This is a genomic window from Paenibacillus sp. V4I7, assembly GCF_030817275.1.
Taxonomy (GTDB): domain Bacteria; phylum Bacillota; class Bacilli; order Paenibacillales; family NBRC-103111; genus Paenibacillus_E.
The window spans coordinates 2,411,432-2,437,684 of the sequence record NZ_JAUSZD010000002.1 but is presented as its reverse complement, the minus strand read 5'-3'; the positions used below and the strand labels follow the sequence as shown (position 1 = coordinate 2,437,684).

General features: G+C 46.1%; 26 protein-coding genes. 7 read left to right on the top strand and 19 right to left on the bottom strand.

What is annotated here, in order from left to right:
* The first annotated feature begins 1 nt into the window (after position 1).
* Positions 2–277, top strand: coding sequence for a MoaD/ThiS family protein (locus tag QFZ80_RS12165; protein WP_307559088.1), 276 nt, complete (start codon positions 2–4; stop codon positions 275–277).
* A 24-nt stretch (positions 278–301) separates the two neighbouring features.
* Here QFZ80_RS12165 and QFZ80_RS12160 read toward each other — a convergent pair whose 3' ends face one another.
* Entirely contained in the window at positions 302–799 is a 498-nt protein-coding gene (locus QFZ80_RS12160) for a metallophosphoesterase family protein (protein ID WP_307546405.1), read from the bottom strand.
* 39 nt (positions 800–838) lie between these two features.
* Positions 839–1,165 (bottom strand): DUF1904 family protein, encoded by a 327-nt coding sequence (locus QFZ80_RS12155; protein ID WP_307546406.1) that lies wholly within the window; start codon positions 1,163–1,165, stop codon positions 839–841.
* Between the two features lie 164 nt (positions 1,166–1,329).
* On the opposite strand from QFZ80_RS12155, the gene QFZ80_RS12150 reads away from it, so the two are divergent.
* Together QFZ80_RS12150 and QFZ80_RS12145 are read left to right on the top strand one after the other, a co-directional pair.
* Positions 1,330–2,631 carry an AAA family ATPase gene (locus QFZ80_RS12150; protein ID WP_307559086.1) on the top strand — a complete coding sequence of 434 codons (1,302 nt, stop codon included), beginning with the start codon at positions 1,330–1,332 and terminating at the stop codon, positions 2,629–2,631.
* A 12-nt stretch (positions 2,632–2,643) separates the two neighbouring features.
* Positions 2,644–4,353, top strand: a complete 1,710-nt coding sequence (locus QFZ80_RS12145) for a hypothetical protein (protein ID WP_307546408.1) — start codon at positions 2,644–2,646, stop codon at positions 4,351–4,353.
* 399 nt (positions 4,354–4,752) lie between these two features.
* Here the strand turns inward: QFZ80_RS12145 and QFZ80_RS12140 are convergent, their stop codons facing one another.
* The 4 genes from QFZ80_RS12140 to QFZ80_RS12125 all read right to left on the bottom strand — a co-directional run bounded on the left by QFZ80_RS12140 (position 4,753) and on the right by QFZ80_RS12125 (position 7,147).
* Positions 4,753–5,289: an MOSC domain-containing protein gene (locus QFZ80_RS12140; RefSeq protein WP_307555543.1), complete on the bottom strand. Its 537-nt coding sequence runs from the start codon at positions 5,287–5,289 to the stop codon at positions 4,753–4,755.
* Between the two features lie 45 nt (positions 5,290–5,334).
* Entirely contained in the window at positions 5,335–6,024 is a 690-nt protein-coding gene (locus tag QFZ80_RS12135) for a PIG-L deacetylase family protein (RefSeq protein WP_307559084.1), read from the bottom strand.
* Between the two features lie 19 nt (positions 6,025–6,043).
* The gene (locus tag QFZ80_RS12130) at positions 6,044–6,409 is read right to left on the bottom strand and encodes a His/Gly/Thr/Pro-type tRNA ligase C-terminal domain-containing protein (protein ID WP_307546410.1); all 366 of its coding nucleotides are present in this window, start codon (positions 6,407–6,409) and stop codon (positions 6,044–6,046) included.
* A 258-nt stretch (positions 6,410–6,667) separates the two neighbouring features.
* Positions 6,668–7,147 carry a glutathione peroxidase gene (locus QFZ80_RS12125; RefSeq protein WP_307546411.1) on the bottom strand — a complete coding sequence of 160 codons (480 nt, stop codon included), beginning with the start codon at positions 7,145–7,147 and terminating at the stop codon, positions 6,668–6,670.
* Positions 7,148–7,322: 175 nt separating this feature from the next.
* Here QFZ80_RS12125 and QFZ80_RS12120 point away from each other — a divergent pair, with 175 nt between their 5' ends.
* The gene (locus QFZ80_RS12120) at positions 7,323–9,485 is read left to right on the top strand and encodes a HelD family protein (RefSeq protein ID WP_307559082.1); all 2,163 of its coding nucleotides are present in this window, start codon (positions 7,323–7,325) and stop codon (positions 9,483–9,485) included.
* Positions 9,486–9,573: 88 nt separating this feature from the next.
* Here the strand turns inward: QFZ80_RS12120 and QFZ80_RS12115 are convergent, their stop codons facing one another.
* The 3 genes from QFZ80_RS12115 to QFZ80_RS12105 all read right to left on the bottom strand — a co-directional run bounded on the left by QFZ80_RS12115 (position 9,574) and on the right by QFZ80_RS12105 (position 12,172).
* Positions 9,574–10,416 (bottom strand): DegV family protein, encoded by an 843-nt coding sequence (locus QFZ80_RS12115; RefSeq protein ID WP_307559080.1) that lies wholly within the window; start codon positions 10,414–10,416, stop codon positions 9,574–9,576.
* Between the two features lie 16 nt (positions 10,417–10,432).
* The gene (locus tag QFZ80_RS12110; RefSeq protein ID WP_307559078.1) at positions 10,433–11,281 is read right to left on the bottom strand and encodes a DegV family protein; all 849 of its coding nucleotides are present in this window, start codon (positions 11,279–11,281) and stop codon (positions 10,433–10,435) included.
* Between the two features lie 120 nt (positions 11,282–11,401).
* On the bottom strand, positions 11,402–12,172 hold the full coding sequence (locus QFZ80_RS12105) for an SDR family NAD(P)-dependent oxidoreductase (protein WP_307559076.1): 771 nt from the start codon (positions 12,170–12,172) through the stop codon (positions 11,402–11,404).
* 59 nt (positions 12,173–12,231) lie between these two features.
* On the opposite strand from QFZ80_RS12105, the gene trhA reads away from it, so the two are divergent.
* Positions 12,232–12,864, top strand: a complete 633-nt coding sequence (gene trhA, locus QFZ80_RS12100; RefSeq protein ID WP_307559074.1) for a PAQR family membrane homeostasis protein TrhA — start codon at positions 12,232–12,234, stop codon at positions 12,862–12,864.
* On the opposite strand, the gene QFZ80_RS12095 is transcribed toward trhA, so the two are convergent.
* Complete coding sequence (locus QFZ80_RS12095; protein WP_307546417.1) at positions 12,865–13,518, bottom strand: GDSL-type esterase/lipase family protein; 654 nt, start codon at positions 13,516–13,518, stop codon at positions 12,865–12,867.
* Positions 13,519–13,611: 93 nt separating this feature from the next.
* Complete coding sequence (locus tag QFZ80_RS12090) at positions 13,612–13,896, bottom strand: hypothetical protein (RefSeq protein WP_307559072.1); 285 nt, start codon at positions 13,894–13,896, stop codon at positions 13,612–13,614.
* 166 nt (positions 13,897–14,062) lie between these two features.
* On the opposite strand from QFZ80_RS12090, the gene QFZ80_RS12085 reads away from it, so the two are divergent.
* Positions 14,063–15,229 carry a M20 family metallopeptidase gene (locus QFZ80_RS12085; RefSeq protein WP_307559070.1) on the top strand — a complete coding sequence of 389 codons (1,167 nt, stop codon included), beginning with the start codon at positions 14,063–14,065 and terminating at the stop codon, positions 15,227–15,229.
* A gap of 90 nt (positions 15,230–15,319) precedes the next feature.
* Here QFZ80_RS12085 and QFZ80_RS12080 read toward each other — a convergent pair whose 3' ends face one another.
* From QFZ80_RS12080 to ytxJ, 3 genes are all read right to left on the bottom strand, one after another.
* Complete coding sequence (locus QFZ80_RS12080) at positions 15,320–16,615, bottom strand: MFS transporter (protein ID WP_307559068.1); 1,296 nt, start codon at positions 16,613–16,615, stop codon at positions 15,320–15,322.
* Positions 16,616–16,686: 71 nt separating this feature from the next.
* Positions 16,687–17,568, bottom strand: a complete 882-nt coding sequence (locus QFZ80_RS12075) for a DMT family transporter (RefSeq protein WP_307546421.1) — start codon at positions 17,566–17,568, stop codon at positions 16,687–16,689.
* Positions 17,569–17,767: 199 nt separating this feature from the next.
* Positions 17,768–18,109: a bacillithiol system redox-active protein YtxJ gene (gene ytxJ, locus QFZ80_RS12070; protein ID WP_307546422.1), complete on the bottom strand. Its 342-nt coding sequence runs from the start codon at positions 18,107–18,109 to the stop codon at positions 17,768–17,770.
* Positions 18,110–18,248: 139 nt separating this feature from the next.
* Here ytxJ and QFZ80_RS12065 point away from each other — a divergent pair, with 139 nt between their 5' ends.
* A complete protein-coding gene (locus tag QFZ80_RS12065; RefSeq protein WP_307546423.1) occupies positions 18,249–19,118 on the top strand; it encodes a metallophosphoesterase in 870 nt (289 codons plus the stop codon).
* Positions 19,119–19,149: 31 nt separating this feature from the next.
* Here QFZ80_RS12065 and QFZ80_RS12060 read toward each other — a convergent pair whose 3' ends face one another.
* The 5 genes from QFZ80_RS12060 to QFZ80_RS12040 form a co-directional block, all read right to left on the bottom strand.
* Positions 19,150–20,748, bottom strand: a complete 1,599-nt coding sequence (locus tag QFZ80_RS12060; protein WP_307546424.1) for a PucR family transcriptional regulator — start codon at positions 20,746–20,748, stop codon at positions 19,150–19,152.
* A 216-nt stretch (positions 20,749–20,964) separates the two neighbouring features.
* Positions 20,965–21,381 (bottom strand): PaaI family thioesterase, encoded by a 417-nt coding sequence (locus tag QFZ80_RS12055; protein WP_307546425.1) that lies wholly within the window; start codon positions 21,379–21,381, stop codon positions 20,965–20,967.
* A 61-nt stretch (positions 21,382–21,442) separates the two neighbouring features.
* Positions 21,443–23,113, bottom strand: a complete 1,671-nt coding sequence (locus tag QFZ80_RS12050) for a long-chain-fatty-acid--CoA ligase (protein ID WP_307546426.1) — start codon at positions 23,111–23,113, stop codon at positions 21,443–21,445.
* A gap of 36 nt (positions 23,114–23,149) precedes the next feature.
* A complete protein-coding gene (locus tag QFZ80_RS12045) occupies positions 23,150–24,922 on the bottom strand; it encodes an acyl-CoA dehydrogenase family protein (protein WP_307546427.1) in 1,773 nt (590 codons plus the stop codon).
* A gap of 105 nt (positions 24,923–25,027) precedes the next feature.
* Complete coding sequence (locus QFZ80_RS12040; protein ID WP_307559065.1) at positions 25,028–26,212, bottom strand: acetyl-CoA C-acyltransferase; 1,185 nt, start codon at positions 26,210–26,212, stop codon at positions 25,028–25,030.
* Positions 26,213–26,253: the final 41 nt, after the last annotated feature.

Genomic DNA, 26,253 nt, shown 5'->3' with positions numbered 1-26,253 from the left:
CATGCTTATTACCGTCAGCGTCCCCTCCTTGCTGCGTGATTGCACAGGGGGAAACGTCAAATTTCAATTGGATGCGCTTACGTTACAGGACGCATTAAATCAACTTATATCGAGCTATCCCCTGCTGCGCCTTCATCTTTGGACCGAAACCGGACAAGTCCGAAAGCATGTCCTGCTCTATTACAATGATACGAATATCGCTTGGCTGGATGACTTAAATATAATGCTGCAGCAAGGTGATCAGCTCATCGTTTTCCAGGCTATCTCCGGCGGGTAAAGCAGGACTTAACAAAGTCAAATATTAAGCTTTGCTTTCATAATAGAAATGCGTCGCATGAATGCTATCACCGAGCTCGATGATGCCGTATGAGTATTGTGGCTGCCTTCTTTTATCGGTAGGCGACCCTGGGTTAAACATGAGAATTCCGTTGATCGTTTGCTGGTATGGAACATGGGAATGTCCGAAGATGACGATATCCGGCCGCTCGGCCTGGAACGCTTCTCGGGCTCTTTCCTCTGTCGTTTTGCGAAAGCCGTCTCCATGGATAAGACCAATTCGGTAGTCTCCGAGTGTCAGTATTTTCCTCAAGCCGAATCGTTCAATGATGTCAGATCCGTCATTGTTACCGGCCACAGATTCACAGTGTGCGATTCGCTCAACCAATTCAACAACATGCTCACTCACCCAGTCTCCGGCATGAATAATAAGATCTACACCTTGTAAGCCTGCGATTAACGCATCAGGTAATTTTTGAACCCGAGGTGATAAATGAGTATCCGAAATCACACCAATCCGCATATGGACCACTCCTTCATAAAATCAGTTAACTGAATTCGTTCAAATTAACTTCCCATTCCAATAGTAGCTGTCCTCCCGGTATACCCGAAAAGCGATCTCCACCTCAGGAATGCCAAGCGAAAGAACGTGTTTGGTCAGCACGCTAGCATACTCGTCACGTGTTTCTTGCCCTCTCTCGAACCAACTTACTTCAATAAATGGGTATGTATTGACTTGCTTCCCTTCAAATATCGAGACTGTGGGCAGACATTCCAGCATAAAATTGTCCGTTCCACACGAGCATACTTGAGCTAGTTCTTCAATTAACAACGTACTAATGGATTGAATTTGAGGAACACTAATTCCTCTAACGATCATTTGGGGCATGGATAACGCTCCTTTGTATTTTCTTAGAAGACTGATAGCTGCAGGCTCTTGAGTTAAAAGTAGTGTAGACACTACAGGTCTTATTGTAGCATATTCGATGTTTACCTGGCAGTTTGATACAATATAAACATACGAGCTTTGATTACGCCAAGGGGGACAACAATGTGAAAGAACCCATTGTCATACAGAACAAATTAAGAGAAGCTATGGGTCATCTCGAAAAACGGTTCATGGAACGGGAAGAGCTCATTCGTGTCTTACTGCTCGCTATCATGAGCGGCGAACATGTCTTATTGGTTGGACCTCCCGGTTCAGCCAAATCTCAATTAGCACGCGCCGCTGCCGAACTATTCGGTAACGAACCTTATTACGATTACTTATTGACCCGATTCACAACACCCGACGAACTATTCGGGCCTGTCTCCTTACAAAAGCTTAAAAATGATGAATATGTAAGGCTTACTGACGGCTATTTACCAAGCGCTCGCTTCGCTTTCCTCGACGAAATATTCAAAGCGAACAGCGCCATACTTAATACGCTCCTTTCTGTCTTGAATGAACGCGTCTTCTTCAATGGACGGCAGAAGCAGCAGTCTCCCCTTATATTTTTAATGGCAGCATCGAATGAGTTACCCGAAGATAACGAACAATTAGCAGCGCTGTACGATCGTTTCCTGTTCCGATTTGAAGTCGAGTATGTCAAGCAAATATCCAGCTTTGAACTCATGTTTCAAGCACCAACAACACCTCTCCCAATCCTTTTATCAACGGAAATGGTGAAGCAATTAAAATCACAAGCGGCCGAAGTGCAATTGCCGGATTCGCTGATTTACATGCTTTTTCAGTTAAAGACAGCACTCCAAGAGAAAGAATATGTGCTTTCAGATCGACGCTACCACAAGATTGGCCATTCGTGGAAGATTTCAGCAGCTATCCATGGGCGCAGCGCTGTCAATGTGTGGGATACCGTACTAACCCCTCATATGCTGTGGGATTTCCCTGAAGATTTAGTAGAGCTCAAAGCCATCTTTGACACCTTATTCCAGGACATGCTCAAACGAGAAATGGAACAAGAACTCCCGCTGCTTCAATATAACTTGACGGTTAAGAAATGGTTGGAGAAAGAAGATGAATTACATGCCTTCCAATTCAAAAAAGAAATCGGCGGCGCTTTAAACAAGGATACTGCCGAGCGATTGAAAGCGACTTTGGAAGATTGCCGAATGGAGCTGGAAGAAACAGCCAGAAGCCTACGCGGCAGACTTGTTTCCTGGCAGGAGAAAGAAAAGAAACTTCCGGAATGGATTGCATCCCAATCTATCTTTCTGCAGCATCCTGAGCAGTATGCCGTTAAATTCACGCACCTGCGGATTCAAGGTGAGCGCATTTTACAATCCATCCAAGGCTTATATCGCACACTGTTTGACCGGGAAATCCCGGGAATCATATACGACTATACGTTATAAGAGGTTACCTATATGATCATACGCTGCACTCGGGTTGACAGGTATGTGTTCGAGGGCTACGTACACTCCTCGCGCGTCGCACAAGAATGGATGCGCGAGGCCGTAAGGCAAGCCCCTTGGTTTACGCTGGAGCTCTTTGCTGATTTTTTCATGTGCTTTTATTTAACGAAGCCTGAGGTGGACGGCACTGTAGAGGAAACCCCCTTCCACCGCTGGATGGTCTTAACACTGCGTAAGCAGTACTTCTATGTGTCCATTCACCCTCGTACAATCGGGCAAGTGAATGCCTCTTTCAAAACCGCACTCAAGGCGCTGATGTGGCTTACTGAGTCTTATGAGAAAGAAGTCAAACGCAGACAAAAGGAACAGCAAATGAGCGGCTTCGGCTTCGAGAAGAAGCAGCAAATGAGCGGACAAGAGGAAAAGAGCGTCAGTGAGCGTCTCACCGAGAAGCAAATCGAGAAGCTTAGGCTCGTTGGCTACACGCTGCAGCAAGGGAAGCGCGCCGTCGAAGACAAGCAGGAAGCCGTCGATTCGCGGCCGCTCATCGCGGAGGAGATACGTGCGCTGAAGCAGCGCATCGCGGAGCTGCAAAGCGAGATGCGCACCGAGTTCATGAAGCGCGATAAGCTGAAGGCGAAGCTGCGCAAGGCGGAAGAGGAACTCGAGCGCCGCCAGCGGCAGCTGGACCGCATGAGCGCGCGCGACCTCGCGGCCATGAAGGAGATCGAGACCGAGCTGGGTGACTGGCTCGGTCAGGCTTTAAAGGAGACGCTGTCCCTCGAAGAGGCGGACAGCTTCAATGTGTACGAGCTCGTGCAAGCTAGTCAACGGCTCGCGAACCGGCGCTGGGGCAGCGAGCTGGGGAAATTACGGCGGCAGACGTTCGAGCACTACGTGCAGTGGATTGAGAAACTGAAGCGCAGCAAGGATCTGGTGTCTTTCCTGCAGGAGGTGGGACGGAACATCCATCACCTTCGGGTGCAGCGTAAGAAGCTGCGCTCGCCTTACATGCCGGAAGCCTACGACGATTTACGCCAGTCTGGCGACATCGCACATTTGCTTCCGAGCGAAGCCAGCCTGCTCGCTGACGAAGATTTCGAGCCTTATTTTCTCGTTAAATGGATGGAAAATAAGCTCATGACCTATAACTACACCGGCTCTGTTGAAGAGCCGCAGAAAGGTCCTGTTATCTGCATGCTCGATACCTCCCACTCCATGCGGGGCAGCAAGCTGCGGCTTGCGCAGCTGTTTACGGCGACCTTCGCCTCCTTCTCCCTCCTCGAACGGCGGGACTTCGTCCTGCTCCTGTTCGGGGCGAAGGGCGAGCTCATCGAGCATGTTCTGTCCTATAAGCGGCCGGATTGGGACCGCTTCTATGGGCTGGCTCAGCTCGCTTTCGGTGGCGGCACGAACTTCGATGCGCCGCTGAGTAGAGGCATGGACATCGTACAGCACGAGCGGCAGTTTCACGATGCCGACTTCGTGATGGTCACCGATGGTGTCGGCCAAATCTCCAAAGCAACGCTGCAGAAGCTTGGCACCCTTGGTCAGAAGAAGCAGCTGCGACTGCATTCGCTCATTATCGGCTCAGCGCGCCAACATCTTGTTCAGAAATACGAAATTGTCGGCGTTTCTCACCAAGTTAGATTCGCTACAGCATGGGATGTTCAAGATCCTGTGAAGGATGAACTTCTGCTGGATGTGTTTGCAAAGCGATAGTGACAGCTTCAAAATAGCGTAAAAGCCTTCAATCCCACTTGGGAATTGAAGGCTTTTTTTATAGAACCACCACGTTTGTCGTTTACTATGTATTCAAGCTCTCATAAGTTCTTTAATTGTTTTTAGAGATACACCCGTTTGGTGGTAAACCTCAATAAGTGTGGCACGCGGATGAGCCCGAACGAAATCCTTCACTTTGTGCGACTCATTCAAATGAAGCTGGGAGCAAGATTTGCAACGTTTTTCAAATTTCGAAATATAGACTTGTCCGCATGTTTCACAGTTGCAAAGTGACATTTCTCCACACCTTCCTGATCCATTTCTCTATGATAAAGCTCTCTAATTTAGATTTCGAGAGGAGGCGCACACTTCTGGGGGTACCTCGTAAAATAAATGCAACTAAATTTGAATCTCGACCATGTCACCTGTTTTTATTTCACCTGGGCGTTCCACGTAAGCGACAATCCCTCTGCTTTGCCCTGCATGTTTGATAAATTGTTGAGTTAGGCTTCTGTCTCCGTAATAATTGGCAATCTGCTTACCAGGACCTGCACAGGGCTCATTCTCACCTTCGCACACAAGTCCGCCTCCACTTGGCAGGATCATTCGGATTCCCATAGGAAGCTTGGTTAATTCAGGAGCACCGCTCACAACAATATTGGCACCTAACCATTCAGGTTTAATAGTTTCCACACCCAGTCGCTGAGCAATGCCTTGCAGTTCCTCAACAGATACAATACTGAGTTGACGACGATTCATAATCTCTTGGCCTCTCTTATACATGGGCTGCCGCGAGTCTGCTTTGGCGAATAACCCGAAGTGGCGATCGCCTTCAATGCCCCCAAAACTTAGTTCGACACCGTCGATTACTCTCGTTACAAATGTTGAAGCGTCATCCGCGATAAGCACAGCTTCAATCTTAGCCATAATTGCCATGAAGTCGTTCACCTGCCTTGTCCCCTATTATACCACTTCATATCCCTATTCTTCCAGTTCCTTCGTTAGGTCCTGCTCTGGCCACATTGTTCCATCCTGCCAACCAAGCACAAAAGCTTCCCATCTACGATTTTCCGGAAAAATATTAAGGTCACCGAAGTATTTGGCAATAGCCACATACTGGGTTGCATGAGCCCGCAAGGCTGCTGCCTTGATTGGCCAACCAGCCTCTGTATCTACTTCTATCGAAGGCTTATGACCTTTGGCTCTTAAGGAAGCCGCTGCTGCATAATATAACTTGCGTACACTTGGACATTTCCCGCTCCATACAGCCGCTGTTGTCGCTTTGGAAATGGCGATATGATCGGGGTGACCATTGCCCCCATCTTCCGGAAATGTGAATAGAACCTCGACCTCATACCGCTGAATAAAAGCAATAACACCTTCAACAAGAGCATTGAAATCAATCTCTGCGAGCTGACCATCCGGATGGCCCAGGTGCTCCACGTGTGACAAGCCCAGCACTTTGGCGGCTTCATCCATCTCTTTCTCTCGCAGCTTAGCCAGTTCTGATCTATTGGTTGCCCGCTCTAACCCTTGCCTACCCGCTTCCCCTCGTGTTGCCAACAATAAAACAGGGTTTTTCCCTTGTTCGGCAAGCTGGTGAATAATGCACGCACTAAGAAACGTCTCATCATCCGGATGTGCATAAATAAATCCATATCGGTGCTTCATCTCTTCACTCCAGTCTGTATTAGGTAAAAGCTGCTGGCGGATAAATCTTTTCGATGCAATAAATGGCTTGATCTATCGGCATCACTTTCTCGTGCAGATCTAGCATATCCATTAACTTTACTTGGTCATTCGAGCTGTCTGTCAAGCCTATACAGATGATAAAGCGAATTCCAAACTTTGTCGCAGCAGTTAGCTGCCTATCCACATCCAACTTCTCATCAACCATCATAATACCTATACCAGCTAGTTTTAGCTCATTTGTCATTCGACATGCAGCTTCAGAAGCTTTGGGAGCAAGAAGGATTACCATCGTTTGCTGTTCTAACTGCTTTCCATACGAATCTTCTGAACTCCAACCTACATTTGATCCTTCCACGTTTCGCATACCATCCACCCTTCCCTTTCTTAACGAGATAAAAAAACGCGCCGGACCTATGGTCCTGCGCGAATTGCTATCCCGCAGGGAGGCCAACGCGAAATGCGTTAGCCCACCCTGATATGTACAGGTGTGTGCTAACGCCTATAAAAATAATGAATTTGTACGAACCAAGCTGTATTCTTCATATGATTCGTCTCCTTCAACCTAATGAATATTTTGATTATAGCGAGCCGCTGTCGTAGATGCAACAGCTTTTTTATCTATCTATGCTAGAATTGCTTCGATATCCGGAGCGATAGTCGCTGGATCGGTACTAGCGCTATATTGCTTAACAACAATACCGCTTGCATCAACTAAGAATTTCACGAAATTCCATTCGATTTCTCCTGTACGATACGGTTCAGGTGTATGGTTTAACAAGTAAGTATATAAAGGATGAGCATTTTCACCCTTCACATCGATTTTATCAAATAACGGGAATGTCACTTGGTAGTTGAGTTCGCAAAAGCTTTGGATATCTTCATTCGTGCCTGGTTCTTGACCGCCAAACTGATTACAAGGGAATCCCAGAACAACCAATCCTGTATCTTGATACTGCTCATATAAGCTTTGGAGCCCTTTATAATGCGGTGTAAGCCCACATGCACTTGCTGTATTTACAATAAGCAGCACTTTTCCTTTATATTCGGAAAGTGACTTCGTTTCGCCTGAGATCGTTTGAACCTCAATATTATAGATGGACATAGCTCCGCACTCCTTCAAATTATAATAAGTTCCTGTCCATTATAACATTCTTTCTTAGGTGAGCCCAAATCACAAGCTTGACAGTTTAGCTTCCCATATACTGACAGGTGTGATATATTGTTTACCTGTTTATTTCATAAAATAGACAACATCTGATCTTAGGAGGTAACTGATCTTGGACACAAAGACTCAAAGTGCCTATCAAGAAGAATTACAACAACTTGAGCAAACGAATGCGGAGATTGACAAACAGCTTGAGCGGCTTAGGTCGACTCCTGTTTATTACGGTCCGGATTTAACAGAACAAGCGTTGGAGGCAGCACGTGAGAATGGCCGACACAATTTAGCTAAAGCCGTTGATGAACCGTATTTCGGCCGCCTTGACTTCCAAGAGACTGGATCGGCTTCCGCCCTTCCCCTTTATATTGGTAAATCAGGCGTCGAGGATGAGCGAACAGGCCAATTGCTTGTCATTGACTGGCGGGCACCAGTAGCTAGCCTTTTCTATTCATTTACGGGTGGGCTGGACGCTGCTTCTTATGATTCACCAGACGGTCTTATCGATGGCCTCGTATATCTCAAGCGTAACCTCGTCGTCCGTAAACAAATTCTCCAACGTGTCGTTGATACTTATGACCGTAATGAAGACTCTATGGTTGTCGGCGATGAATTCTTACTCTACCGACTTGGCGAAAATAAAGACAATAAGCTGCGCGACATTGTATCTACAATCCAAGCTGAGCAAGACCGCATTATCCGCGCAGCGAAGAATACAGCACTGATTATCCAAGGGGTCGCAGGAAGCGGTAAAACGACTGTCGCCTTGCATCGACTTGCTTTCTTACTCTATCAATACCGCGAACAGGTTCGTGCAGAGCGGATGATCATTTTTGCACCCAACTCCATGTTCCTCGACTACATCTCTGGTGTACTGCCTGAACTTGGAGTCGGAAATATCCAGCAAAGCACTTTCACTGATTGGGCACTTGATGTGCTGGATCAAGAAGTGAAGCTAGCAGATCAAGCACTAGTTCTTCAAACCTGGTTCTCGCTTGGCAGTAAAAGACCTCCGGTAGATGATCAAGCGCCGGGAAGATTTAAAGGGTCCATTGCTTTTAAACAATACCTAGATCACTGTCTGACAAGGTTCGAAGAGTCTTATGTACCTACTTCGGATTTCATCCCGTGGGAGGGTATTAAGCTTCCAATTGCATCCATTCGCGAATGGTTTTTCGTAGAGAACAAGCACTATCCGCTTGTCAAAAGGCGCGAGCGCGTCATTGCTCGGATCAAACGCTGGATGGAAATTCAGCTCGACAAGATTTGGGAGCAAAGTCGCAAGAAAGAGCTGAAAAAGAAAGCTTCGCAGCGCTTGCGCACGTATCTGACAGGATGGCCCGATCACTCGGCATTCAGCTTCTACAAAATGCTCTTCGCGGACAAAGGTCGTCCGGACAGCTTGCCCATTGACCTACTCAACCAAATACCAGAACCTATTGTCACCGCTTCGCTGAAGCTTTTCAAGAAAAAAGAAGTGCAGCTCGAGGATCTCGCTCCACTCCTTTATATTCATACACGCCTTTTCGGCATTCCCTCTAACCGGTTATTCGACCATGTCGTAATCGATGAGGCGCAGGACTTTTCACCTTTCCAAGTGGCTGTCCTTGATTCTTACACACGAAACAGCTCGTTTACGATACTTGGTGATTTATCACAGGGAATTCACGCATATCAAGGCATCACAAACTGGAAGGAATTTTCCAGCTTGTTCCAGACTGACGAAACCGGTTATTTCGAGCTGGAACGCAGTTATCGTTCCACTATGGAAATCATCCTGTTTGCCAATCAGGTCTTGAAACGAGGCGTCGAGAATCCGCTCCTTGCTGTACCTGTGTTCCGCAGCGGCAACAAAGTCCGAGTACTACAGACGGACATCAAAGGCCGATTGCCGCTGCTGCAGCGTGCCATCATAACCTTGAAGCAAGGAAGCTCGAGTACAATCGCTGTTGTTGCCCGTACGGAGAAGCAAGCACAGGAGCTGCATGCTGCGTTGACTGAAGCTGGCATCGAAACGAATCTCATAACTTCCAAGCAGCGGGTTTACCGCGGTGGCATCTCGGTCCTTCCCGTCTTTTTGACCAAAGGACTTGAATTTGATGCCGTTCTACTCATGGATGTTACTGCCGGGCATTACGAAGCAACATTCATGGATGCCAAACTATTGTATGTTGGCTGTACACGCGCCCTTCATGAATTATGGCTAATGGCTCCAGGAGAGCTGTCCCCTCTTGTCTCAACGGAAGATACAGAGATTGTGGAAACCCATTATCCCGGATAGTTTCAAGCAATACAGTTTCCAACTATGAAAAAAGACACCTGTTCACCGATCCTAAGGATCGAGTAACTAGGTGTCTTTTCTCACGTTTTTAGTAAGCGATCAGTACGCCGCCTTCACCAGCATAGGTACCAATCACCGTGCCCATGTTAGCGAACAGCACTTTGCGGAACGGATATTTCTCAAGTAGTTGGTTCAAGACTTCACGCGCTCTATCCTCACAATTACTATGTGCGATGGCAATCACATCTTTATCGAAATCGTGGTGAGTTTCGCCCACTTTGGAAATTAATCGTTTCAAGGCTTGCTGGGTGCCGCGGATTTTCTCTATCACTTCCACGGCACCTTCTTCACTGGCTTTCATCAGAAGCTTAATATTCAATACAGACGCAACAGCTCCCCGCACTCGGTCGAGCCTGCCACCTTTTATTACATTTTCAAGCGTGTCTAAAAAGAAGTAAGTGCCTGAAGTCTTTACAGCTTGCCCTATCACTTCTACAATTTGTTCAAAAGGCACATTCGCTTCCGCCAGTTTGGCAGCCTTATAGACGAGAACGCCAAGTCCAAGTGAAGTTGTTTTTGAATCAATCACCTCGATACGACCTGCATAACCTTCTTCAAGTAGCATCTCTTTCGCCATGACTGCATGATGGTAGGTACTGCTAAGAGCCGATGAAAGACTGATCACTAGAATATCTTGATCTACCTGGGCTTTCTGATACTCAGCGAGGAATAGCTGCGGAGCCGGACTTGACGTCTTCGGCAGGACGCTCTCCTTTTTCATTCTCGCATAAAAATCAGCTAGCTCCATGTCAGGTGGCATGCATTCCTCTCCAAAATGTACGGATAAGGGAACAATCGCAATTCCTATCTCGTCTACGATCATTTTGGGAAGGTCGCAACTGCTATCTGTGATAATCTTGATTGTCGTCATGGTGTCCACTCATTTCTTATTTTTTGGCGAAAACAATACCTACTGTATGCGGTCCGCAATGGCTGGCAACAACGCAGCCCGTTTCAGTTATATAAACATGTTTCACATTTGTTTGTTGTTCAATTTGTTGTTTGATGTAAGCGGCTTCTTCTGCTGCTGAAGAGTGAGTGATAAACAAAAATTCCGTGTCCATGTCATCCTTTTGCGCTAAAGCATTATCCAGAAGCTGATGGAGGGCTTTTTCCCGTTTACCTCGTACCTTATCCGTCGATGTCATAGCTCCGTCAATAACTTTAACGATCGGTCTAATTTTCAACAGACTCCCTATAAAATGCTGAACACTTGAACATCTTCCGCCTTTATGTAAATATTCCAATGTGTCAATGATGAATTCAACTTCCATTCGGGTAATAAAAGGTTCAATCAATGATTTTATTTCAGCGCTGCTCCGGCCATTCATTGCCGCTTGCGCGGCTCTCAAAACTAGTAAACCTATTCCTGTTGATAGATTTCTAGAATCAATGATTGTTATCCTACCATCTGGAAAACTCGCAGCAGCAATGGTCGCATTTTGAATCGTAGATGAGAGCTCAGAGGAAAGACCAATGAAGACAATGTCTTCTCCTCTTTGAATAATGGGTTCAAACGCTCTCTCGAAATCAATAGGGGATGGAGCGGCGGTCTTGGGCAACTTGCCGGTTTGGTCAACTAATTCATAGAGTCTATCAGGTTTTATCGTAATGCCATCTTTGTAGGAATTGTCCTCAAAAATAACATAAAGAGGCACTACCTCAATTTGAAAGCGTCGATAAAGCTCTTCGCTTAAGTCACTTGTGCTATCTGTACATATACGGACCCGGGACATATCGGTTATACCACCTTATCTATGCTATCTATCTTGAACCCGCAACAACTCTATTAAGTTTGTGTAAATTATAATTGAACTAGACGAAAAGCTCAATCCTACAAAATTAAGCAGCTCCAATTAGAAACCGTAAATGGTCATACCGCCATCAACGAACAGGGTCTGGCCTGTCACATAATTCGCCGCATCCGAAGCGAAAAATACAGTGGGTCCTACCAACTCCTCAAGCTCACCCACGCGCCCTAGAGGTGTACGCGCAATAATTTCGGCCAGGTAATCTGGATTAGCAAGGATTTTCTCTGTCAAAGGCGTTTTGAAATACCACGGTCCAATACTATTCACATTGATCCCATATTTACCCCATTCAAGTGCTAGCACCTTCGTCATTTGGATCATCGCAGCTTTGGTAGCAGCGTATACAACACCTGTTCGAAGGGCAACCTGTCCTGCAACAGAAGCGATATTGATAATTCTTCCATATTCCTTTTGCTGCATATGACGACCTACAATTTGTGAGCACAAGAAAGCAGATTTAAGATTCGTCTGCATGATTGTGTCCCATTCTTCATCTGTAACAGCCAGCGCTTGACTGCGAATATTCATGCCAGCATTGTTCACTAGAATATTCAGCCGACCCGTTTGCTCAATGATTTGTTGAACAGCTTCCTCGATCTGTTCTCTATTCGTGACATCAACCGTAAATGGATACGCCTTTCGTCCCAAGGCACGAATTTCATGAGCGACTTCCTCAATATCACTTGCTGTACGTGCGAAAAGAGCTACATCAGCCCCCGCCTCAGCAAGGCCTATCGCTAGCGCTTTACCAATGCCTCTTCCTGCTCCTGTGACTAAGGCAATTTTATTAATTAATTGAAATGAAGGTAAATACATCTTTTCATCGTCCAATCTATAAAATAGTAGAATATTTAAGAGCGAAAGAAGGTTTATCTATGGACTATTCCATTAGGGAAGAGAAAGCCAATGCCATCAGCCACGGCGTAGGCGTGTTGTTAAGCATCGTAGCGCTTGTCCTGCTCATCGTGCAGGCTTCCTTACATGGCACTGTTTGGCACATTGTCAGCTTCAGCATTTTTGGTGCAGCATTAGTCATCCTGTATACCTGTTCCACGCTGCTTCACAGTGTGAGCCATCCGCGATTGAAGGATGTGTTTGAGCTTCTCGATCATTCCGCCATTTATTTGTTAATTGCAGGCAGCTATACACCTTATTTACTCGTTACATTGCGAGGGCCTTTGGGTTGGACCTTCTTGGGTGTGATTTGGGGCTTAGCGCTTGCCGGGATCGTCTTGAAGGTTTTCTACGTAAAACGATTCATCTTGGTATCAACCCTTTGTTATATCCTCATGGGTTGGCTGATTGTTTTCGCCTTTAAGCCACTGTACATGAACCTCCCGTTAGGCGGTATCGTGTGGCTCGTCGTAGGCGGACTCTTCTATACGTTTGGTTCCATCTTTTATGTATGGCGGCGCATCCCTTATCACCATGCCATATGGCACGTTTTTGTTCTCGCTGGTAGCGCCTGTCATTTCTTTTCTATCTTCGGATATGTCATATCTGCTTAATTATTGGATCAATTGCTGAAGGTGATGGAGGGAAACCGCATTCTCCACTTGACGCGCGAGTTCTTCATAACCAATTTCATTGGGGTGGATGGCGTCATCTGACAAATAACGGCTATCTTGCCCTACGAAAGCATCATACACTTGAACCACAAGAATATGCGGCTGCTCTAATTTGCGAAGAAATAAATTAAAGCGCTGTACCCAATATGCGGCATCCGGCACCTGCGGCAGAGGATTGTAGAGCCCGATTAAAACGATCAAGAAAGGCTCCCCAACCCCTTGCCGCAGCGCCTCAATTTCTCCGATCAGTTTCTTATAGTTGAATTCATACGTTTGAAGCGCAGATTTTAAGTAAGCAGGGTCTCCCTGATAAAAGAAAGGAATTGCTGCCTGTATTAAGTCATTGCCGCCAGCTGTAATGGTGATGAGATTCGCTTCTCTTATATCTCTTTGGATCTGCGGATCGGACTCAAGCGTTTGAAGCAATTGACTAGTCGTAGCACCATTCTTGCCTGCAGGCTTTAAATGAATAGGAACCTTCAGCAATTGCTCCAACTTTTGCTGATAGATAGATACGAATCCGTGACCTTCCGGAGCTCCAAAACCAACCGTTAGTGAATCTCCAAATGCCAAATAATTGATCGTCTTTTCCATTGTTATCCTCTCCCTAAAGCCTGACGTATAATACTATATGCGTCAGCGCCCAGTTTGGGAAGGGACACTATCACCAGTTCTTTCGTCGTTTTTTTAAACGGTTACATGCTGCTTAACATAATTTCCGATTTGTTCCTTTTCCGAAAATGTAAATTGGAATTCACAATCACAGCCCTCGTCGTGAAGGACAATTTGAACAATTTCTCCATCTAGATTACAGATGACGAGTATAGAAGGATCGATTAAATCCTCCGGAAACTCCTCGCCAACCTCTTTATGCATACCTAAGAAAATGTCGCGCCATTGCCCTCTTATCTCTGATTCCGTGAAAGATAATGTAAATCGGTGTTCTTCGTGTTCGGCCCCATATTTCATCATGTGAGAGTCCCCCTAAATATTTCGCAAAAAATCTGGTTTCGTAAGATTACATTTGTTAACTCATTTATGTTCATTAATTGTAACCCAGTAAGCTGTAAAGTGGTAGTTCGCCTTCCTTTATACTACAATGGAGCTAAGAACCATTCAACAAAGGAGTACTCCATTTATGAAAACAACCATTACACAAACCATTGATAACCATGCAGACAGATTCAAAGCCATATCCAGCTTTATTGGGGCAAACCCGGAGCTTGGGCATGAAGAATTTCAAGCTTCCGATCGCTTAACAGAGGAATTGGCCTATCATGGCTTCCACGTTGAACGCAGTGTATTAGATATTGCAACCTCTTTCATCGCTACCTATGATTCTGGTAAAGCTGGTCCTGTCGTGGCCTTCTTAGCTGAATATGATGCATTGCCCGAACTGGGTCACGCTTGCGGTCACCATCTCATCTGCATGATGAGCATTGGCGCAGCCATAGGCCTTAAGTCGGTCATCGATGAAACAGGCGGCAGTATCCGTGTATATGGAACACCTGCAGAGGAAACCAAGGGCGCCAAAGTGCCCATGGCCGCGGCTGGACTATTCAAAGATGTGGATGTTGCTCTGATGGCTCACCCGTACTATACATATGAGAAGTCAGGCGAGTCACTAGCTATGGACGCTATCCAGTACGAATTCTTTGGGCGTTCCGCTCATGCAGCTGCTCAACCCTATGAAGGCGTCAACGCACTTGATGCTGTTCTACAGCTGTTCAATTCCATAAATGCTCTGCGCCAACAAACCAAGTCTGATGCACGTATTCACGGCATCATTAGCGAAGGCGGCAAAGCTCCCAATATTATCCCTGACTATGCCGTCGCTCAGTTCTATGTCCGCTCAGCATCCCGCACTTATACGAATGAGCTCGTCCAGAAAGTACTTCACTGCGCTGAGGGTGCTGCCCTGCAAACTGGTTGCACATTGAAAACTTCCTTTTACGAGTATTCGTATGACGAACTTCGAACCAATGAGACATTATCAGCCGTCTTCACTGATCAGTTGTTAGCGATGGGAATTGATCCGAAAGAGATCGAAGTCGGCAAGGATCACGGTTCCCTCGACCTCGGCAACGTGTCTACCCAATGTCCGACGATTCACCCTTTCGTTAAAGTGGTAGACGAGAGACATATGCTGCATACCAAGGAGTTCCGAGATCTCGCTCTGCAGGAACCCGCTCTTAATGCTATGATTTTCGCGGCAAAGCTGCTGTCTTTCACGGCATATGAAGTACTCACCAGCCCAGAGCTGTTAAGTAAAATCAAAGCGGAGTTTACTGCAGCGAAGAAATAATCCTCCCCATACGAAAGACCAGCCGCATGAAACAGAGCACTTGCTCCGTTAATGCGGCTGTTTCATTTGTGGCTTATTTGATTCCTTTGTTTACGCTGAAACGCTTGCAGAAGAAGCTTGGTGGCTAATCTCCGCTCTCACTTTACGCTCTTCTAATTGGGCTAGAATCGCATAGAACATGATCATGCCAACGAAGCCGCTAAGCGCGATAAGAGATGCCATCATCCACGAGGATATCAATCCGCCAAGCATGACACCGAAACCACCTAAAAGCATGGCTCCTTTATACACCATTCCGAATAATGCCATATAAGAGCTTCTTGCATGATCAGGTGCAATGTTACCCAGATAGGCCTGTTTAATCGGTACATACATGAGCTCCCCAACCGTTGCAATGAACATCGAGACGAGCAGCAGCCCAGGTTGATTGCTATAAGCCAGATAGCTATACCCCAATATGTAACAAGCGTACCCGATGAACAGTACTTTACTATCCGAGAACCTTCGCATCATAACCCCCATGAGGACGGAGAGTACAACGACAAGCACCGTATTTTCGGTGCGGATGAAGCCTAACATTTTCAACCCGTCAATACGCCAAGATTGTTCATTCCATGGGAAGAATGGGATATTCACCATCTCCCTTTCCAGCCTTACACCCACGTAATTACCAAGATGAAACTCAACAGATACAAGCAGCAGTGAAGCCAGTGTGAAGATCATGAAGGTCTTATCTCGCAGCACCATCCGATAATTGGCCCACATCGACGGACTTCCTTTTCGACCGCCTCCACTCTCTTTAGCGGCTTGTGGTTGATACATTTCATCAATAAAGAAATAAGTCACGATCAAAGTAACTAAGCCAATGACGGACAAGCCAATGAACAGCTCGAACAAGTAAGATTTGAATAGGAAAGCGCCTGCAAGTCCTGCAATGGCAAAAGATAAATTGTTCACCCAGTACATGATGGCATACATGAATTTCCGTACATCCGGAGCTGTTACATCGAGCAGCATGGTTTCATTAGCAGGACCATGAATTCCCCAGAACATACTTACAAAAATCATCAGAACAAAGGTCATCCCCGGAGATTCAAGCCAAGGCGAATTAGCCAGCGCCATTCCAATGAAACAGAGCATCCAACCTAATTCAGCAGTGAGCATCAGTTTTTTGCGCCCAATTCGATCTGCATAGTAGCCGCCTATTATCCCCGCGATAACACCAGCAAGAATGCCAAGAATGACGACTAGACCAGCACTCGTATCTCCTAATTTTCCAGAAAAATAAATCGACATGAAGGGAAGCACCATATTATTGGCGGTTCCTGATAAGAAGGAAAGCCCGATTCTTAGTTTGACATTACGATGAAAATCACGAAATCTCACGATATACCTCCGCGTATGCAAGCTTTTGACGACCGTTTTATTCACCATTGTTCAATAAATAACGAAAAAAATTACTGCTTTTCATTACTGCGTAAAAACATACCCACGCCAATTAACAGCAAACAACCGGCTAGCAGTTGAATGGTTGTGATCGTTTCTCCGAGCAAGAAGTAAGCTAATAAAGTGGCACCGAGCGGTTCCCCTAAGACAGTCATGGACACGGAAGAAGCCTTCATATATTTAAGCAGCCAATTAAACACATAATGACCAAATACCGTAGGAACAATCGCCAAAAGCAAGAATATCCCCCACTCTTTAGCTGGGTAAGCTATAAACGACACACCTGTGAACATGTTGCAGACGGCAAGCACTAGACCTGCGAACAAAAAGACGAAAAAACTGTAAACAAAAGCCGATATACGTTCTCTCAAGCTTTTGCCTAAGAGCATATGTAAGGCTACAGTAATCGTACCAACCAGAGATAACATATCCCCTTTAAGCGCTTTACCGGAAAATTGGAAATCTCCCCATCCGATACAAATAGCACCCACAATAGCTACGCACATAGCGATCAAGGCCGCTCTACTGGTCCGTTGTCCATAAAGAAGAAATGCTCCGAGCAGTACAAAGATTGGCTCTAATGTTAAAATAGCCGTCGAACTCGCTACTGTTGTAAAACGAAGGGAATCCATCCAAAATAAGAAATGCAAACCAAGCGCAACACCGGATATTACTGTTTTCAGCCAATCTCTCAGACGAATTCTAGCAATCTCTTTCCTATAATTCCACAGAAAAGGCAGCATCAAGGCATTCGTCATGAGTAGCCGGTACATCGCGATGACAGCAGCAGGCGCATCTGACCACCGAACAAAAATCGCTGAGAATGAGATGGCAATAATGCCGATCAAAAGAAATATAGAGATAGGTATTTTGGTTTTATTCATGGCATTCATGATGAGGAACTCCTTGAGAGGTTGATATCTTATAGTTGCCAAATAAGTATATAGGAGGAAGAACGGCTTGCCAATCTTTTTTAAACTTTGTTCAATTATTTGTAAAATGCATACAACATGTAAAACTTAAAAAACCCTTAGGTTACCTATATGATTATAGGCAGTAACCAAGGGCTTCTTTTTGCGTTAAGTTATAGGATTAATCTAAAACAGCTGTGATATGTTTGTTTGTTACGGACCAGTGAGATGTATTCCAGATGGATTCTTTATCTTTAAAATAAAGGATTTGTGGGGATGCGTGTTTGATTCCAAGATCCTCCGCAATTTGATTCGACACCGGACGTGATTCGATAACTTTCACTAAGAAATAATCCACATCCGCATTTGGTTTGTCGGATAAATACTCCTCATATTCATCAAGCGCGCTTGCACTTACCGGACATGTTGTACTGTGCTTAAGAACAACAGCGGGTTTCTCGGAGGAGCGATTCAGAACTTCCTGCCACTCTTCTACAGTTGTTAACTCTTTCCATGCTGACATATGAACATCTCCCTTCCTATCTAGTTAATAATGATTATAAAGTAAGCTACAACCATATGCAAATCACACAACTCGCACCCCCCCTATCTTACTGGTATAATAAATTGTAAATATTCCTATGGAAGAACAGGAGGAACATATGCAATCACCACCCCCGATCTCAAGACGTTCTTTTCTCAAGAAAGGTACTGTGCTTGCAGGCTCTTTCATCGCTTCCGGAGGTTTACTAGGCAGTTATGCTAGTTTCTTAGAACCCCAATGGGTCGAGATTACCAGAATAACTCTCCCTTTTGAACGACTCCCCAATGCCTTCCATGGTATTAAACTCTTACATTTCAGCGATATACATATTGGGCATCACTTTGACCTTCAGGATTTAGAACGTGTTGTGAAGCTTATTCAGAGAGAAAAAGCAGATATACTTAGTTTTACCGGCGATTTATTTGACGCCAAAATTACGGAAGATCCAGATTTAACCAGTCAGCTGTTGGGCAGCTTAGAGGCACCTTTGGGAAAATGGGCGGTACTTGGTAACCATGATAAGTGGATTGGGTACAACTACACGCTCCCGATCCTGCATAACGGAGGCTTTCAATCTCTCGTTAACGCTTTTCAGACGATCACCTATAAAGGACAAACCATTCAGATTGCAGGCGTTGAGGATATGTTGACGGGTAAGCCGGATATTACGAAAACCTTGCTCGGGGCCAATGCCCAAACATTTACCTTGCTGCTATCTCACTGCCCTGATTTCGCGGATAAGGTAACTGAACATGTCGTCGATTTGCAATTATCCGGCCACACACATGGCGGCCAGATAAGGTTACCGGGAGTTGGAGCTGTCATCACGCCACCGCGAGGTAGAAATTATGTCATGGGACTTAGTGAAGTGCCTAAATCGAAGATGCTTGTTTACACCAATCGCGGTATTGGAACAACAACACTCCCTTTTCGTCTTTTGTGCAGGCCGGAGATTACCGTAATTACTTTGGAAAAACGAAAACCCTGAGCGCCTAAAGCGTCTCAGGGTTTTATGTTTACTATCTAACGTGTAAAAATTGACGAAACAAGAAGACAGCCTTCAATTTTAATAAATCGTTCACTTTTTTGAAATCAACCTGTAAGAGATCACTAATCTTCTCCAAGCGGTACGTGACTGTATTCCTATGAATAAATAATTGCTTTGCCGCCTCGCTTACTTGACCATCATTACGAATGAACACCTCTAAAGTACGAATCATTTCTTGCGAGTACTCGGCATCTTTTTCGAGTAAAGGACGTAGAATTTTGGCACAGTAATCTTCCATCATGTTGGAAGACACGTTCTGGAAGAGATGCGCGAATTCGATGGTTTCATAATGAAGGACACGATCCGGCAGTCCAAGCTTGGACGCCATACGCTGCGTTTCCAAACATTCCATATAGGCTTCCCTTAATGCTGTTGGCTTTAATTTCATAGAGCTGGTGTAAAAAGCCATTTCACCGGCTTCTTCGATACATCCTGAATCACCTGCATACTTGGTCAGAAGCTGTGACAGCTCTTCCTCTGGAAACCCGTCTGTTTGATTCGTTGAATAGATCGAGAACATCATATCCTTGAACACAAAATGGTGCCCTGCCAGACTGCTTGATTTGGGATGTGATTCCATATATTGTTTTAGATTTTTGAACTTTCCTTGGGGCTGCTCTTCCACCAGTTTTTCCGGCTTATTTTTGCCAATCACACATTGATAAGCTCCGGTAAAGATCGATAATCCTCTAACTTCCGCTTGTTCAAGGAACTCCTCTAGTGAGGTTCCTTTTTCCAAGTAGCGCAAGAGATTGTTTTGTAAATCGCGCTGTGCGGATGCTTCAACATGCGATCGGAATGTATAACACATATGGAAAGTCAGGATATCTGCAGCTTGCTGGAATAAGCCTTCCTCTACGTTTGCGAGTAGAACCGCATCCGGTATAATCAACAAATGTCCAAGAGGCTCATCGTCTTGCTGATGCAGTCCTACACGATAAGCGCGTTCTTTACCTGCATACACCCAGCCTGATTTCCGTTTCCACGGCCAATTCTGGGATAGTTGATCGGGACTCCATGCGCTTGTGTTATATAAAATTTGTCCTCTAGCTCCTACTACCGCCATCGGATAACCAAGAATATCGCTTATTAATTGGAACATGGAAAGCATATTATCCTGTTTCAATCCGAATTGCATCAGCTTCTTCTGTTTCTCAAGAACAGATTGCAGCAGCTGTGTATTGCGACGGTATTCTGCGTTAAACAGAGCATTCATTTGATCAGAGAACGTGAATTGGAAGGGCATCTCGATAATCGGAAAGTGCAGCCGATCTGCTTCATCTGCAACAATCTGCGGCAGCTCCGACCAAAAACGCCCCAGCTTGATCCCTAACCCCGCAGCTCCGCGATCATTTAATTTGCGAAGTAAATTAACCGTTTCTTGCGGACTATCCTTCATCACGAAAGCCGTGGTGAAGAGCATCTCACCTGATTTCGTCCAATCCGCAATATCAGGAGCGTCCATCACATTGACTGATTTGACAATGCGGGAATCACCTTGCTTGCCTGCTACTAACTTCGCTTCCGTTAAAGGATATATGGATAATGCCTCACGAATGGTAAGATGCATTGTGCTTCCCCCTTAATGCCTTTTAAATGATTATAGGATGATCTTGCCATTTCAGTCAATGGATTTGTGTTAACTTATATGACATGTATATGAATTTTATGAATGTTTTATGACTTATTGCGTTTTTTATGTAATGTTATATGACATGGCTAGTGGAATCTAACCTTCACAACAAAGAGAGACATGCTTAGCACATGCCCCCCAATGAATCAACCCTCAAATCACTCGAAACGTTCCCGTTCCAATCGTCCCCAAATTACCTTCACGGTCAACAACACGACCTTGCGTAGTTATCATCTTACGGGATTGATGAACAAGCTCGGCCGTCACCAACAAGCGCCCCTCATAAAGCGGAGCTACGAAATGAACATTAAGATTCGTCGTTACAACCTTATCCTCCGGCCTCGCCATCATCACAACAATCCCCATCGCATTGTCCAGCAAGGAAGAAAGTACACCGCCATGTACGATCCCTATCGGGTTCAAGTGATGCGTTTTTGCTTCCAAAGCAATCGTGATGATGTTGTTCTTCATACTCACAAATTCACAGCCTAGAAAGCCCCAAAACGTTGGCTCCGCTGATGCTGCTAATTGCTGCAGTCTCTTATTCATTTGTTCGTTAGAATCATCCATAGGATTCCCTCCACTCTTCTTGTAAAGGGCTTCCCCCTAATTGTTAAACAGGAAGAGGGCCTCAAGCCTTCTTCTCTTCCTCTAGTAATTGCCTGCGCAGCACCTTTCCAATCATCGTCTTCGGCAGAGACTGACGAAATTCGACTTTCCTAGGCACTTTGTAAGCAGCCAAACGCTCACGGCACCACAATTCTAACTCCTTTTCCGTTAGCGTCATTCCCGGTCTCAGCACGACAAATGCTTTCACCGTTTCTCCCCGATATTCATCCGGTACACCTGCAACAGCAGCCTCCATTATGGCCGGATGCTCGAAGAGAACCTCCTCAATGTCACGTGGATAAATGTTGTAGCCTCCGGCGATGATTAAATCCTTCTTGCGATCCACAATCGAGAAGAAACCATCCTCGTCGATGCGCCCCATGTCGCCCGTATAAAGCCAACCATCTCTGATCGTCATGGCCGTTTCGTGCTCGCGCTGCCAATACCCTTTCATCACTTGTGGCCCTTTAATGATAATTTCGCCAATTTCCCCAATCGGCAGTTCCTGACCTGAGTCCGAATCAATAACCTTCGTATCTGTATCTGGAAAAGGGATACCAATGGAGCCTATTTTCCGAAAACCCCAAATGGGATTCGCATGCGTAACAGGGGATGCTTCCGTCAACCCATAACCTTCGATTAATCTACCTCCTGTCAATGCCTCGAAGCGCTCTTGTACCTCTAACGGGAGAGGCGCTGAACCGCTTACACAAACATTAATAGAAGAAATATCCACTTCCTTCACGCGCTTATGATTGATTAAGGCAATGTACATAGTTGGCGCACCCGGGAAAATCGTTGGCTTCAGCGTATGAATCGTGTCTAAAATCATATTGATATCAAACTTTGGAATGAGGATCAGCATCCCCGCCCGATACATAGATTGATTCAACAGTACGGTCAAGCCAAAGACATGGAAGCAAGGGATAGCCCCCAAGAATCTTTCTTCACCTAACCGAATACGATAGCACCAATGACTTGTTTGGTACGTATTCGCAATCAAATTGGTGTGAGTCAGCATGACACCTTTGGATATCCCCGTTGTCCCTCCCGTGTATTGAAGAAGAGCGATATCCTCGTCAGCCTTCACATCTACACAAATCGGGGCGCGAGAAGCTTCTCGGAGCATTTTTTTATAAGAATAAACACCATCTCCGTAAGTGACAGCAAGGTTTGCACCATCTTTTTTCATTTTAATCGGATATAACACATTTTTGGGAAAGGGTAAATAATCCTTAATCGAAGTCACAATAACATGTCGAATCGGTGTTTTCCCTTTCGCCTTTTGCACACGATCAAACAACAAATCCAACGTTACAATAACGGTTGCTCCGGAATCCGAGAGCTGGTGAACCAGCTCTCGCTCCACATAAAGCGGATTCGTCATGACGACGATCCCGCCCATCATCAGGGTTCCGAAGTAGGCAATGATAGCCGAAGGGCAATTCGGCAGCATAATCGATACCCGATCCCCCGGGCTAACGCCTAGTTCTTTTAATGCATTGGCAAAACGATAGGACGCTTCCAATACCTCCCGATAACGCAGCGTTTTCCCCAAGAAATACAAGGCAGGTCGGTCCGGAAACTTATGCGCGGAATCTACCAACAAACGTGCAAGATTATGCTTCGGGTACTCGTAAGTCGGCGCCACTTCAGACGGATAATGGCGCAGCCAAGGCTTTGCCTCATTCATACAAAACCATCCCCTTCAGGTTCTTGACATCGATGACTATACGATGAATTTCTCACCCTGAATAACACGTGCGGCGATGTCGCGCTTCAGACCAACCGTATTGACACTGCTGCGTCTGGACAGCTTTTTCAAAATTGACAATTGAGTCCGAAGAACATCTCCTTCTTCCATCGTACTGAGTGCTTCCTTCGCATATGCCTCTATTTTGTCAAATGCTTCATGAACAAATACTGTCGTGATTTGGATAACATTTTTCGCCTTTTCTTCCCCCGCTTTTTCAATCATCTTTTGCGTACGAAGAAGACCGCTTTCAGCAGCGAAAATTTGGATCATGATATCAGCTAAATTACTTAAAACTTCCTGATTTTTTTCAAGTGCCATGCCATACTTCTGCACCGCAAGTCCACCGACCATAAGGAATACCTTCTTCGCCATCGAAACCAGATGCACCTCTTCGGCTAGCGTGCCTTCGAAAGTTTGGCCAGGAACGATAGAAAGCAGTTCCGCCTGCAGCGCTTGTGCTTTTTGCAGCAAAGGCAGTTCGCCTTTCATCGCTTTCTTCACTAATGTACCTGGAATGAGCAGCCGATTGATTTCATTCGTACCTTCAAAAATTCGGTTAATCCGTGAATCCCGATAAATACGCTCCACTTTATACTCTTGGATAAAACCGTAACCGCCATGAATTTGCAAGCCCTCATCCGCAACAAAATCCAACACTTCAGACGCGAACACCTTATTAATGGAGCATTCCAGCGCATATTCAGAAATCCCTTTTGATGAATGTTTACCGGCATCAGGGCTCGTATGATCAATATCTTTGAGAATGGTATCGAACAATCCAGTCGTTCTATACACCATGCTCTCCAACATATACGTTTGAATATTCATTTCTGCCAGCTTTTTACCAATCAAAGGAAAACGTGAGATAGGTGTATTAAACTGTTGACGAGTATTCGCATATTTCGAAGCTAATTCAATCGTCTCCTTGGAAGCACCTAGACAACCGGTAGCCAATTTGTAACGGCCAATATTCAGAATGTTAAAAGCAATCAGGTGCCCCTTACCAATTTCACCCAATAAGTTCTCGACCGGCACACGGACATCTTCAAAATAAAGCGGACGCGTCGACGAGCCTTTGATCCCCATCTTCTTCTCTTCCGGTCCCATCGTAAAGCCAGGATCACCTTTCTCCACGATAAAGGCAGTGAAATCAGTTCCATTGATTTTGGCATAAACGATGAAAATATCAGCAAATCCGGCATTTGTGATATATAATTTGGATCCGTTTAAAAGGTAATACTTTCCATCTTCAGACAAACGAGCTGTCGTTTTTGCCCCCAAAGCATCCGAGCCGGATGTTGGTTCCGTTAAACAATAGGCCGCGATTTTCGCGCCTGTCGCAAGGTCGGGTAAATACTTCTTCTTCTGTTCCGTGGTGCCAAAAAATACAATCGGCAGCGTGCCAATCCCGACATGCGCCCCAATGGACAAGGCAAAGGAAGAAGCACGGGCGAGATTTTCACTAATCACAGTTGAGCTTACTTTATCCAACCCTAGTCCACCATAAATCTCGGGCACATCAGAGCCAAGTAATCCGAGATCACCCGCGCTGCGCATCAGCTTTACCGTTAAATCATAATCGAGCTTTTCCAAATGCTCATCATTCGGCATGACTTCCCCTGACACAAAATCACGCGTTGTTTCCGCAATCATGCGATGCTCTTCGGTAAAATCCTCCGGGGTCACAATATCATGAAAATCCGTATCTGAAATAACAAAACTACCGCCTACGACTTTCTCCGCCATGGTTCATCTCTCCTCTAAATTAATTGTACAAGGGTAAATATTAGGATTCATGAGGGCCTAGATAGACTCGCATGAATCCGTTCTTTTTCCATTTATCTGCTTCAATTAAACGGGATGCACTTCAAATACTCCGGCAGCTCCCATCCCGCCGCCGATACACATGGAAACTACACCATAACCGCCGCCACGACGCTGCAGCTCATGAATTAAGCTCGTTGTCAGCTTCGCGCCCGTGCACCCGAGTGGATGCCCGAGGGCGATGGCGCCACCATTCACATTCACCAAATCTTCATTTAAGCCTAACTCGCGAATAATATGAACACATTGCGAAGCGAACGCTTCGTTGATTTCAAACAGATTCACTTGGTCTTGCGTGATACCTGCCATCTGCAAAGCCTTCGGAATCGCCTTCACAGGCCCGACGCCCATAATTTCCGGCTCCACGCCGGAAAGCGCGAAGGCCTTGAACGTCGCCAGCGGCTTCAACCCGAGCGCTTCTGCGCGCTCGCGGCTCATCAGCACGGCCGCCGCTGCGCCGTCCGACGTCTGTGACGCGTTGCCCGCCGTCACAGAGCCACCCAAGCTGAACGCAGGCTTCAGCTTGGCAAGCCCTTCCACGGATGTATCGGGGCGAACGCCCTCATCCATGGCAAACACGAACTTCCGCTCGAACGCTTTGCCGCGTTCGTCAACGCCCTTCACGCTCGTGCTCACCGGCACGATCTCGTCTACGAACTTGCCTGATGCGATTGCAGCAGCAGCCTTCTGATGGCTCCGCGTTGCGAAGCCATCCTGCGCTTCGCGCGAGATGCCGAAGCGCTGCGCGACTTCTTCGGCTGTGTGGCCCATGCCCATATACACCTCGGGCATGCTTTCAACCAGCCCCGGATGCGGCGAGAGCTTGAAGCCCGTCATCGGGACGTGGCTCATGCTCTCAACGCCTCCGGCGACAATCACCTCCGCGTGGCCGAGCATAATGCGCTCCGCCGCATAAGCGATGGCTTGCAGCCCGGAGGAGCAAAAGCGATTGACCGTGATCGCCGGCACGGTCACCGGGAAGCCCGCATACAGCGACATCGTGCGGGCGAAGTTCAGCCCTTGCTCGCCTTCGGGCATCGCGCACCCGATAATGATGTCCTCGACATCACCTTTGTCGAGCCCAGGAGCACGCCGCACCGCTTCTTCTAATACGGCTTTCCCCAGATCCTCCGCTCTGGTTTGAGCGAAACTGCCTTTCTTCGCGCGACCGACTGCCGTGCGCGTTATCGATACAATGACTGCTTCTTTCATCGATTTCACCTCATTATGAGTAATAGGCATACACCATTCGG

Coding starts and splice junctions, on each gene's coding strand:
- QFZ80_RS12135 (WP_307559084.1), bottom strand. CDS start 6,024: ATGAAGCACCGATATGGATTTATTTATGCACATCCGGATGATGAGACG.
- QFZ80_RS12090 (WP_307559072.1), bottom strand. CDS start 13,896: ATGATGAAATATGGGGCCGAACACGAAGAACACCGATTTACATTATCT.
- QFZ80_RS12060 (WP_307546424.1), bottom strand. CDS start 20,748: ATGCATCTTACCATTCGTGAGGCATTATCCATATATCCTTTAACGGAA.
- QFZ80_RS12125 (WP_307546411.1), bottom strand. CDS start 7,147: ATGTCCATCTATAATATTGAGGTTCAAACGATCTCAGGCGAAACGAAG.
- trhA (WP_307559074.1), top strand. CDS start 12,232: ATGGACTATTCCATTAGGGAAGAGAAAGCCAATGCCATCAGCCACGGC.
- QFZ80_RS12155 (WP_307546406.1), bottom strand. CDS start 1,165: ATGCCCCAAATGATCGTTAGAGGAATTAGTGTTCCTCAAATTCAATCC.
- QFZ80_RS12140 (WP_307555543.1), bottom strand. CDS start 5,289: ATGGCAATTATGGCTAAGATTGAAGCTGTGCTTATCGCGGATGACGCT.
- QFZ80_RS12145 (WP_307546408.1), top strand. CDS start 2,644: ATGATCATACGCTGCACTCGGGTTGACAGGTATGTGTTCGAGGGCTAC.
- QFZ80_RS12165 (WP_307559088.1), top strand. CDS start 2: ATGCTTATTACCGTCAGCGTCCCCTCCTTGCTGCGTGATTGCACAGGG.
- QFZ80_RS12160 (WP_307546405.1), bottom strand. CDS start 799: ATGCGGATTGGTGTGATTTCGGATACTCATTTATCACCTCGGGTTCAA.
- QFZ80_RS12045 (WP_307546427.1), bottom strand. CDS start 24,922: ATGGCGGAGAAAGTCGTAGGCGGTAGTTTTGTTATTTCAGATACGGAT.
- QFZ80_RS12115 (WP_307559080.1), bottom strand. CDS start 10,416: ATGACGACAATCAAGATTATCACAGATAGCAGTTGCGACCTTCCCAAA.
- QFZ80_RS12110 (WP_307559078.1), bottom strand. CDS start 11,281: ATGTCCCGGGTCCGTATATGTACAGATAGCACAAGTGACTTAAGCGAA.
- ytxJ (WP_307546422.1), bottom strand. CDS start 18,109: ATGTCAGCATGGAAAGAGTTAACAACTGTAGAAGAGTGGCAGGAAGTT.
- QFZ80_RS12055 (WP_307546425.1), bottom strand. CDS start 21,381: ATGGATGATTCTAACGAACAAATGAATAAGAGACTGCAGCAATTAGCA.
- QFZ80_RS12075 (WP_307546421.1), bottom strand. CDS start 17,568: ATGAATGCCATGAATAAAACCAAAATACCTATCTCTATATTTCTTTTG.
- QFZ80_RS12085 (WP_307559070.1), top strand. CDS start 14,063: ATGAAAACAACCATTACACAAACCATTGATAACCATGCAGACAGATTC.
- QFZ80_RS12105 (WP_307559076.1), bottom strand. CDS start 12,172: ATGTATTTACCTTCATTTCAATTAATTAATAAAATTGCCTTAGTCACA.
- QFZ80_RS12050 (WP_307546426.1), bottom strand. CDS start 23,113: ATGAATGAGGCAAAGCCTTGGCTGCGCCATTATCCGTCTGAAGTGGCG.
- QFZ80_RS12130 (WP_307546410.1), bottom strand. CDS start 6,409: ATGCGAAACGTGGAAGGATCAAATGTAGGTTGGAGTTCAGAAGATTCG.
- QFZ80_RS12065 (WP_307546423.1), top strand. CDS start 18,249: ATGCAATCACCACCCCCGATCTCAAGACGTTCTTTTCTCAAGAAAGGT.
- QFZ80_RS12040 (WP_307559065.1), bottom strand. CDS start 26,212: ATGAAAGAAGCAGTCATTGTATCGATAACGCGCACGGCAGTCGGTCGC.
- QFZ80_RS12095 (WP_307546417.1), bottom strand. CDS start 13,518: ATGGAAAAGACGATCAATTATTTGGCATTTGGAGATTCACTAACGGTT.